The following is a 9,001-nucleotide window of genomic DNA, read 5'->3' on the forward strand; positions in this document are numbered from 1 at the left end:
AACAGTTAGTAAATCTTGAGTCGAATGCTTGAATAACTTTTTAGCAGTTATTGAGACGCGATAACTATCGCGTCTCAAAATTAAGATAAATACTCGATTTATCTTGATATTAACGAGCCAGAAATGATAACTAAGGACTAAATATTATGAAAGCAGTTTGCTGGCATGGAGCAAACGATGTGCGGGTTGATACAGTTCCCGACCCCAAAATTCTTAACCCACGCGATGCCATTGTTAAAATTACTTCTACGGCAATATGCGGTTCAGATTTGCATATTTATGATGGCTACATTCCCACCATGCAAAAGGGCGATATCCTTGGTCATGAATTCATGGGGGAAGTCGTAGAACTGGGAAGTGCAGTTAAAAATGTGAACATAGGCGATCGCGTTGTTGTTCCCTTCACTATATCTTGCGGTAGCTGCTTTTTCTGCAATCGGGATTTATGGTCGTTGTGCGACAACTCTAACCCCAATGCTTGGTTAGTAGAAAAGCAAATGGGACATTCGCCAGCAGGTCTATTTGGCTACTCTCATTTATTAGGCGGTTACGCTGGCGGTCAAGCAGAGTATGCAAGAGTACCTTTTGCCGATGTAGGCTTGTTCAAAATTCCCGATGGTTTAACGGATGAGCAAGTACTATTTTTAACAGATATTTTCCCCACAGGCTACATGGCAGCCGAGAACTGCAACATCAAACTTGGTGATATTGTCGCCGTTTGGGGTTGTGGTCCAGTCGGACAATTTGCCATCAGAAGCGCATATATGCTAGGTGCGGAACGGGTAATTGCCTTTGACCGGGTTCCCGAACGTCTGCAAATGGCTAAAGAATACGGCAAAGCAGAAGTTCTCAACTACGAAGAAGTGAATATAGGCGAAGCACTCAAAGAAATGACTGGCGGTCGTGGCCCCGATGCTTGCATTGATGCAGTGGGAATGGAGGCACATGGTACAGATTTTATGGCGATGTACGACCAGGTAAAGCAAGCAGTACGTCTCGAAACAGACCGTCCGACAGCATTACGGCAAGTAATAGTATCTGCTGCTAAAGGTGGTCACGTATCACTTGCGGGTGTGTACGGTGGCTTTTTAGATAAAATCCCGATGGGTGCTGCCATGAACAAGGGATTAACCTTCAAAATGGGACAAACGAATGTCCACAAGTATCTAAAACCTTTGCTAGAACACATCCAAAACGGTGATATCGATCCAACGTTTATTATCACCCATACTTTACCTCTAGAACAAGCGCCGCACGGCTACGAAATTTTTAAACACAAGAAAGATAACTGCATCAAAGTAGTACTCAAACCGTAGTGGGGAATGGGGAAGAAGCAGGGAGCAAGGAGCAAGGGGGAGAATACAAAATTACCTTCTTTCCCCTCTGCAAACTTCACCCTACCCCTGTGCCTCTTCCCAATGCCCAGTGCCCCAACACTTAACACTTAACCTTCCATGTTTGATTTACTAAAATCACAATTTACGCGTCGTACTATATTACACAAAGCAGGTTTTGGGTTAATTACACTCAGTACTTTTGGGGTAGCAGGTACTATTTTTAAACCTAATCGTACCTTAGCCCAAGCTGGGCCAGCACCAGGCAAAGAACCATCTATGCCTCCTGAAAAAAAGTTAGGATGGGCTATTGTTGGCTTGGGAAAATTTGCTACGCAACAGATTATTCCGTCGTTTGGTGAATGTAAGCGTTCAAAGCTGGTAGCGTTAGTCAGTGGCGATCGCGCCAAAGCTGAAGGCATAGCCCAGCAATACGGGGTTAACTCAAAAAATATCTACAATTACCAGAACTACGATACCATCCGCAATAACCCGGAGGTTGATGTTATTTATATCATTTTACCTAATGGGTTACACGCCGAATACAGTATTCGTGGTGCCCAAGCTGGTAAGCATATCATGTGCGAAAAGCCAATGGCTATTACTGTCGAGGAATGCCAAGCAATGATTACTGCTGCCAAAAAAGGCGATCGCAAATTGATGATTGCTTACCGCGCTCAATATGAACCTTACAACCTGGCTGCGATCGAACTTGCACAAAGCGGCAAACTCGGTAAACTAAAAACTATAACCTCTGACCACGGACGCAACCTCGACCCCAAAGATCCCGCAGATCGTTGGCGGGCACAAAAAAAACTAGCTGGCGGCGGTTCTCTTTATGACATAGGCATCTACAGCTTGAATGCTGCTAGATACATTACAGGCGAAGAACCACAAGAAATTAGCGCCATGATGTACAGCACCCCTGGCGACCCCCGCTTTCGGGAAGTTGAGGAAAATGTCAACTTCGTTTTGCGTTTTCCTAGTGGTGTGCTTGCTAACTGCACGTCAAGCTACGGCTATGCAGATACCAAGCGTATCCAAGTTTTTGGTTCAGATGCAGTCTTAGAGTTAGATCCAGCTACCGACTACTACCAACATCGCTTGACAATCAAACGCAAAAACAGTAGTGAAGAACAGAATATTCAGGAAAAGAACCAATTCGCTCTAGAGATGGATCATTTGTCCGAGTCCATCATGGCGAATAAACAGCCCAAAACTCCCGGTGAGGAAGGCTTGCAAGATGTCAGGCTGATGCAACTAATTTACCAAGCAGCTCGCACTGGCAAAACAATCAAAGTTTAAAAGTAAAAGAGGCAAAAAATATGTCTGATACAACCGTTATCAAAGTAGACTCTAGCAATTCTCCTAAAGGCCAACTTGGTCAGAAATATCTTGCATCTGGCAAAACCATTTCCATGCGCCTGTGGGAAAATGAGGAACCGAACGAACCTAAAGAGCCAACAGCACGGGAATATGAAACTGTTGGTTATGTAATTACTGGTCGTGCAGAATTGCATCTTGAAGGGCAAACGATTTTACTAGAACCTGGGAGTTCTTGGGTAGTACCAAAAGGAGCTAGTCACACCTATAAAATTTTAGAATCATTTACTGCTGTTGAAGCAACTAGTCCACCTGCGCAAGTTCACGGGCGAGACGAAAACTGATTTGCGATCGCTCGCTAAAAACCTATAGCCACTTTCAATGACATGGAATATAAAGCATTCGTAGGGGAACAAGAATATTGCTCTCCTTTTTACTGTGCCTTTGCAGCTTAGGGGTTGTTTTAAAAGTATTCGGCTGTGATTTTTACCCCCCTTAATCCCCCCGATATATTGGAGGAAAAACAAATCTAGTTCCCTCCCCTTTACAAGGGGAGGGTTAGGGTGGGGTGCAATGACTGGGGAAAATCATAACTAATTACCCGGACTTGATATTAATTTTCTTTTGATAATTATAAATAATACTTATGGCATAAATCTTCTGATAGAGAGACAGAACAAGACGAAATTGTATTCTATTAACAATGTCTTTTTAGAGAAAATGCTTTTTGGCAAGTCTGGTTTTCTATCAATAATTTCAGCAGAGATAATTACTCAATATTTTTAACAAAAACAGAATGGAGCGAACAAATGAGGTTTGTCTTAAGACGCCGCAAGCTGGGTCAATTGATGGTCTTCAGCACAGTAGCGGCTACGATCGCTAATTTTGTAGAGAAAGCTGTAGCAGAAACTCAAGTAAAAAAAACTACCCCAATGCTGGCAACTTCCACTTCTGAAACTGTGAAGGTGACGCTACAAGTGAATGGAACACCTCATAGTTTGCAAATTGAACCGCGTGTTACCTTACTTGATGCACTTCGGGAATACATAGGATTAATTGGTACTAAAAAAGGTTGCGATCATGGTCAGTGTGGTGCTTGCACGGTGCTGGTTGATGGGCAACGAATTAATTCCTGCCTGACATTTGCAATTATGCACACCGACGCAAAAATTACAACTATTGAAGGGTTGGAACAAGGAAATAATCTGCACCCGATGCAAGCCGCGTTTGTTGCCCGCGATGCGTTTCAGTGCGGCTACTGCACGCCAGGACAGATTTGTTCGGCGGTGGGTTTGGTGAACGAGGGACACGCCAAGTCAGATGCCGATATTCGCGAATTAATGAGCGGCAATATCTGCCGTTGCGGTGCTTATCCAAATATCGTGGCTGCTGTCCGCGATGTCTTAGAGGGAAAAAAAGATGCAGCCGTTTAGCTATAAGAAAGCAGGACAGGCAGAGAATGCCGTGGCTTTGGTTACTCCAGATGCTCAAGCCTCATATCTAGCTGGTGGTACTAGCCTTATCGATTTGATGAAGCTGAATGTCCAGAACCCAAGAGAGTTGGTTGACATTAACCCACTGCCACTGAGCAAGATAGAAGTACAGGGTAACGGTGTGCGGATTGGAGCAACGGCAAGCAATAGCGATGTTGCTTATAATCCGCTGATTCAAGAGCGTTATCCTGTGCTATCAGAGGCATTGCTGTCTGGGGCATCACCGCAACTGCGAAACATGGCGACAGTGGGCGGAAATTTGCTGCAACGTACCCGGTGTTACTACTTCCGCGATACCGCCTTCCCCTGCAATAAACGCGTTCCTGGTTCAGGTTGTCCGGCAATTGAGGGCTACAACCGGATTCACGCGATTCTTGGCGGTAGCGATCGCTGTATTGCCACTCATCCTTCTGATATGGCGGTGGCAATGATCGCACTCGATGCCGTTGTGCAAACACGCGGCCCGAGGGGAGAGCGCAGTATTCCGCTGGTAGATTTTCATCTTTTACCTGGCGAAACTCCAGAAAGGGAAACCGTTCTAGAACACGGAGAGTTAATTGTTGCCGTTGATTTACCTGCTTTAAACTTCGCAAGGCGATCGCACTATTTAAAAGTCCGCGATCGCGCCTCCTATGCCTTTGCGATGACATCGGTTGCAGCTGCATTAGATATTCAAAATGGCATCATTCGCGCGGCACGGATTGCCCTTGGTGGCGTAGGCACAAAGCCTTGGCGTGCCTTGGAAGCGGAAAAAATACTTTTGAACAAGCCTGCCAATCAGGCAACATTTCAAGCAGCTGCAAACGCTGCGATCGCCGGCGCTAAACCTCAAAAATACAACGGCTTTAAAGTCGAACTGACTAAACGCACAATCGTTAAGGCGCTGACAACAGTGGGAGGGATGGCATGAATACAGGGGATAAAAATACAGTTGTCGGCAAACCGCTCAATCGAGTTGATGGATACCTGAAGGTAACTGGTGGCGCACGTTACGCGGCTGAGTTTCCAGTAGCAAAAATGACTTATGGCGTGACAATTCAAAGTGCGATCGCTAAAGGTAAAATTGCCCAAATCGATACCAAGGCGGCGGAACAAGTACCGGGTGTATTAGCAGTAATTACCCACCTGAACGCGCCCAAAGCTTCTGGAGAAAAGGGCGGCGGTCATAAGGTGCAAGTCCTGCAAGATAACGTTGTGCTGTATAGCGGTCAGCATATTGGTGTTGTGGTTGCCGATACCTTTGAACGAGCGATGTATGCTGCTTCCCTCGTACAAGTTCGCTATGAGGAAGAGAAACCAACCATTAATATGCGGGAGAATCTCACAAAGGCATACTTACCTAAAGGTAAAATCCCTAGAGATGAGCCGCCCGATTTAGCGCATGGAAATGTCAGCCAGGGACTAGCGGCGGCGGCTGTCCGCGTCGAGCAAACCTATACCACCCCAGTGGAAAATCACAATCCAATGGAGCCTCATGCCACAACAGCAGTTTGGCAAGGCGATGAACTGCTGCTGTATGACGCAACTCAGGGAATTTTTTCGACTCAAAAAAAAGTTGCGGAGGTATTGGGAATTGAGCCTGAGAAAGTCCGCATTATGTCTTACTATGTGGGCGGTGGCTTCGGTTGCAAAGGGTCGGCTTGGTCGCACGTGCCGCTAGCGGCGATCGCCGCAAAGCAAGTTAAGCGCCCAGTGAAATTAGTTTTGGGACGCATACAGATGTACGGGCCTGTGGGCTTTCGACCGGAGACAATTCAACAAGTTTCTCTCGGTGCAACCCGCGATGGCAAATTGACTGCTTTGCGACACACCGGGATTTCGCAAACTTCAACTTTCGATGAATTTATCGAACCTGTTGGTAAAAGCGCCCGGATGCTTTACGCTAGCCCGAATATCGAAACTAGCCATCATCTGGTTCAGCTCGATCAAGGAACACCAACTTATATGCGGGCCCCAGGTGAAGCATCTGGGTCGTTTGCCTTAGAATCGGCAATGGACGAACTAGCTTATGCGCTTAATATCGACCCGGTGGAACTGCGTCTGCGTAACCATGCTGATGTCGATCCCAGTAAAAAACTCCCTTGGTCGAGCAAGTCACTTATCCAGTGCTACAAATTGGGAGCAGAAAAGTTTGGCTGGCAAAAGCGCAATCCCAAGCCTCGTTCGATGCGAGATGGCAACTATTTAATTGGTTGGGGGATGGCGACAGCTACTTATCCTACTAACCGTTCTCCAGCATCAGCGATCGCTCAAATTATGGCAGACGGTACAGCCGTGGTGCGAAGCGGTTCCCAAGATATTGGTACGGGAACTTATACTGTGATGACTCAAGTTGCAGCTGAGGCACTCGGTTTACCAGTTGAGAAAGTGCGGTTTGAATTAGGCGATACCAAGATGCCACAAACCCCCATTTCTGGTGGTTCGCAAACTGCCGCCAGTGTCAGTTCAGCCGTGCATTTAGCGGGAAATCAAGCACGCAGTCAGCTTTTACAACTAGCACTTGCCGATCGAAAATCTCCCCTTTATAGTTCAAAGGCTGAGGATGTGATTGCCGAAAATGGCAGCTTTTTCTTAAAAAATAAATCCTCCGCCAGCGAAACATATCAGGCAATCTTGGCACGACATGGGATGAAAATGCTCGAAGCGCGTGCAGATGCCAAGCCTGGAGAGGAACAAAAAAAGTTCTCAATGCACTCATTTGGAGCGCAGTTTGCCGAAGTGCGCGTTGAACCTGATTTGGGCGAAGTGCGAATATCGCGTTGGGTGGGAACTTTTGGCGTCGGACGCATCCTCAATGCTAAAACAGCCAACAGTCAGCTGATTGGTGGGATTATCTATGGTATTGGTATGGCGCTAATGGAACACACGCTCATAGACCCGAATCTAGGACGCGTTGTCAACCATGATTTAGCTGAGTATCACGTACCAGTGAATGCAGACGTTCCCGATATTCAGGTGTTGTTTGTCGATGAACGCGATCCACATATCAACCCCCTTGGCGTTAAGGGAATTGGTGAAATTGGGATTACCGGCACTGCGGCAGCGATCGCTAATGCTGTCTATCATGCCACAGGTAAGCGCATCCGCGATTTGCCAATTACCTTAGATAAACTGCTGTAGATATGGCGATCGCAACACTTGTAGAGACGCGATTTATCGCGTCTTAAATTTATCGCGTCTTGAAATACCAATCAGTCGAAGACTCAGGACTGATGACCGCTCAAGTAAAATTTGGTACTCTTATCTCGGAATCACTGTAATTACGTCCGCGACCGAGATGAGTAGTCGAACAGCCCGATCCTACGCTTTCTTATCGATTGCAGCAGCAATCATCACTATTGCCTTAAAGTTTGGCGCTTACCTGCTAACCGGGTCAGTAGGTTTGCTCTCAGATGCTATTGAATCAATTGTAAATCTCGTGGCAGCATTGGTTGCTCTATGGGCATTGACCTATGCTGATAAACCAGCCGATGCCGAACACGCCTTTGGGCATTCTAAAGCCGAATACTTCTCCAGTGGTGCAGAAGGTGCATTGATTGTAATAGCCGCTATCAGCATTGCTGTTGAAGCTTGGGGACGCTTGCTGCATCCAGAACCATTAACACAGCTAGGATTAGGGTTGGCGCTCTCCCTCTTTGCAACCGCAATCAACGGCGTTGTTGCCTTTATCTTGTTACGAGCAGGGCGACGGTTGCGTTCCATTACACTCAGAGCTGATGCTCATCACCTGTTTACTGATGTAGTAACTTCGGCAGGTGTAGTAGTTGGAATCTTTCTCGTCAAGCTAACAGGCGCTCTCGTGTTCGATCCAATTATTGCACTGATAGTAGCAGCAAATATTACTTGGACAGGATTTCGTATACTGCGGGAAACCAGTAGCGCCTTACTGGATGCAGCTTTACCTAAAAAAGAAATTGACGCAATCAAGAGCATCCTTAACGAGTACAAAGGTCAAGACATCAAGTTTCATGCCTTGCGAACCCGCGCTGCTGGAACCCGTCGCTTTGTTTCCTTTCACGTTCTTGTACCTGGATCTTGGACAGTGCAACAAGGGCATGATTTATGCGAAGCAATTGAGCTTGCTATTGTTCGAGTGCTACCTTCAACCCACGTTACAACTCATTTGGAACCTGTAGAAGATCCAGTTTCTTGGGAAGATTTGGAGTTGGAGCGATCGAGCAATCAGCAAATGCAAAATATGAGCGCAAGAGATTAATTGCATACAACGCCGAATACTGCAAATGCGATCGCTTCCAGCAGGCAGTTACGCGATCGCAACTGTCTTTTTCCGCGAAGGACGCTTGCGGTCTGATTTTTTCTTCAATCCCACAGCTTGAGCTTGATCGCTATCCGAGCCATATTGCCCGCGTACAACTTCTTTCATCGCTAATACGGCATTATGAAATTCCCACTCTGCTAATCGGGCAGCATCAGCAGCCGCACGGTATAAAGCTAGTTTCTCAGTTTCGGTTTGTTGAGAAATCAACATTGCCTGATAAGCTTCCTGTAAATTAGCAGATGAGGCATCAGCACGAGTTGTATTGTAAGTGCTGACGGTTTGTAAACCGTGGAATGAGTCAATATCTTGACTAATCAGTAGAGGACGCAAACGGTTGGTTGTATTTTGGGGAGGCATATATGCATACTTAGTAAGTTGTACATTTAATGTACCCATTAAAACAAATAAGTTTATCAGTAAGATGAAATTTTTAGATCGGGCAAGCTTAAAAAGGATAGTTTAAGATTACAGGTCGATGTATTGGCATAACAGACCGATGTATTGGCATAACAGACCAATGTATTGGCATAACAGACCAATGTATTGGCATAACAGACCAATGTATTGGCATA

The 9,001-nt window shown here is 46.0% G+C and carries 8 protein-coding genes; 7 read left to right on the forward strand and 1 reads right to left on the reverse strand.

Annotated features, from left to right (window positions below; genetic code table 11):
• The first annotated feature begins 146 nt into the window (after positions 1 to 146).
• The 7 genes from RM368_RS05915 to RM368_RS05945 all read left to right on the forward strand — a co-directional run bounded on the left by RM368_RS05915 (position 147) and on the right by RM368_RS05945 (position 8,366).
• Positions 147 to 1,316, forward strand: a complete 1,170-nt coding sequence (locus RM368_RS05915) for a zinc-dependent alcohol dehydrogenase (protein WP_322693201.1) — start codon at positions 147 to 149, stop codon at positions 1,314 to 1,316.
• A gap of 138 nt (positions 1,317 to 1,454) precedes the next feature.
• A complete protein-coding gene (locus RM368_RS05920; RefSeq protein ID WP_322693202.1) occupies positions 1,455 to 2,639 on the forward strand; it encodes a Gfo/Idh/MocA family oxidoreductase in 1,185 nt (394 codons plus the stop codon).
• Positions 2,640 to 2,659: 20 nt separating this feature from the next.
• Positions 2,660 to 3,001, forward strand: a complete 342-nt coding sequence (locus RM368_RS05925) for a cupin domain-containing protein (protein WP_322693203.1) — start codon at positions 2,660 to 2,662, stop codon at positions 2,999 to 3,001.
• A 465-nt stretch (positions 3,002 to 3,466) separates the two neighbouring features.
• Positions 3,467 to 4,090 (forward strand): (2Fe-2S)-binding protein, encoded by a 624-nt coding sequence (locus RM368_RS05930; protein ID WP_322693204.1) that lies wholly within the window; start codon positions 3,467 to 3,469, stop codon positions 4,088 to 4,090.
• Positions 4,077 to 5,060, forward strand: coding sequence for a xanthine dehydrogenase family protein subunit M (locus RM368_RS05935; RefSeq protein ID WP_322693205.1), 984 nt, complete (start codon positions 4,077 to 4,079; stop codon positions 5,058 to 5,060). Before RM368_RS05930 ends, RM368_RS05935 begins: the two co-directional genes overlap by 14 nt.
• Entirely contained in the window at positions 5,057 to 7,270 is a 2,214-nt protein-coding gene (locus RM368_RS05940) for a xanthine dehydrogenase family protein molybdopterin-binding subunit (RefSeq protein WP_322693206.1), read from the forward strand. Before RM368_RS05935 ends, RM368_RS05940 begins: the two co-directional genes overlap by 4 nt.
• Before the next feature lie 157 nt (positions 7,271 to 7,427).
• Positions 7,428 to 8,366, forward strand: a complete 939-nt coding sequence (locus RM368_RS05945) for a cation diffusion facilitator family transporter (protein ID WP_322693207.1) — start codon at positions 7,428 to 7,430, stop codon at positions 8,364 to 8,366.
• A 48-nt stretch (positions 8,367 to 8,414) separates the two neighbouring features.
• On the opposite strand, the gene RM368_RS05950 is transcribed toward RM368_RS05945, so the two are convergent.
• Positions 8,415 to 8,786, reverse strand: coding sequence for a hypothetical protein (locus tag RM368_RS05950; RefSeq protein WP_322693208.1), 372 nt, complete (start codon positions 8,784 to 8,786; stop codon positions 8,415 to 8,417).
• Positions 8,787 to 9,001 lie beyond the last annotated feature (215 nt).

Source organism: Nostoc sp. DedSLP03 (genome assembly GCF_034530815.1).
Taxonomy (GTDB): domain Bacteria; phylum Cyanobacteriota; class Cyanobacteriia; order Cyanobacteriales; family Nostocaceae; genus Nostoc.

Bases quoted from the DNA above. Each gene is read 5' to 3' on its own strand.
- RM368_RS05915 (WP_322693201.1), top strand. From the start codon at position 147: ATGAAAGCAGTTTGCTGGCATGGAGCAAACGATGTGCGGGTTGATACA.
- RM368_RS05920 (WP_322693202.1), top strand. From the start codon at position 1,455: ATGTTTGATTTACTAAAATCACAATTTACGCGTCGTACTATATTACAC.
- RM368_RS05925 (WP_322693203.1), top strand. From the start codon at position 2,660: ATGTCTGATACAACCGTTATCAAAGTAGACTCTAGCAATTCTCCTAAA.
- RM368_RS05930 (WP_322693204.1), top strand. From the start codon at position 3,467: ATGAGGTTTGTCTTAAGACGCCGCAAGCTGGGTCAATTGATGGTCTTC.
- RM368_RS05935 (WP_322693205.1), top strand. From the start codon at position 4,077: ATGCAGCCGTTTAGCTATAAGAAAGCAGGACAGGCAGAGAATGCCGTG.
- RM368_RS05940 (WP_322693206.1), top strand. From the start codon at position 5,057: ATGAATACAGGGGATAAAAATACAGTTGTCGGCAAACCGCTCAATCGA.
- RM368_RS05945 (WP_322693207.1), top strand. From the start codon at position 7,428: ATGAGTAGTCGAACAGCCCGATCCTACGCTTTCTTATCGATTGCAGCA.
- RM368_RS05950 (WP_322693208.1), bottom strand. From the start codon at position 8,786: ATGCCTCCCCAAAATACAACCAACCGTTTGCGTCCTCTACTGATTAGT.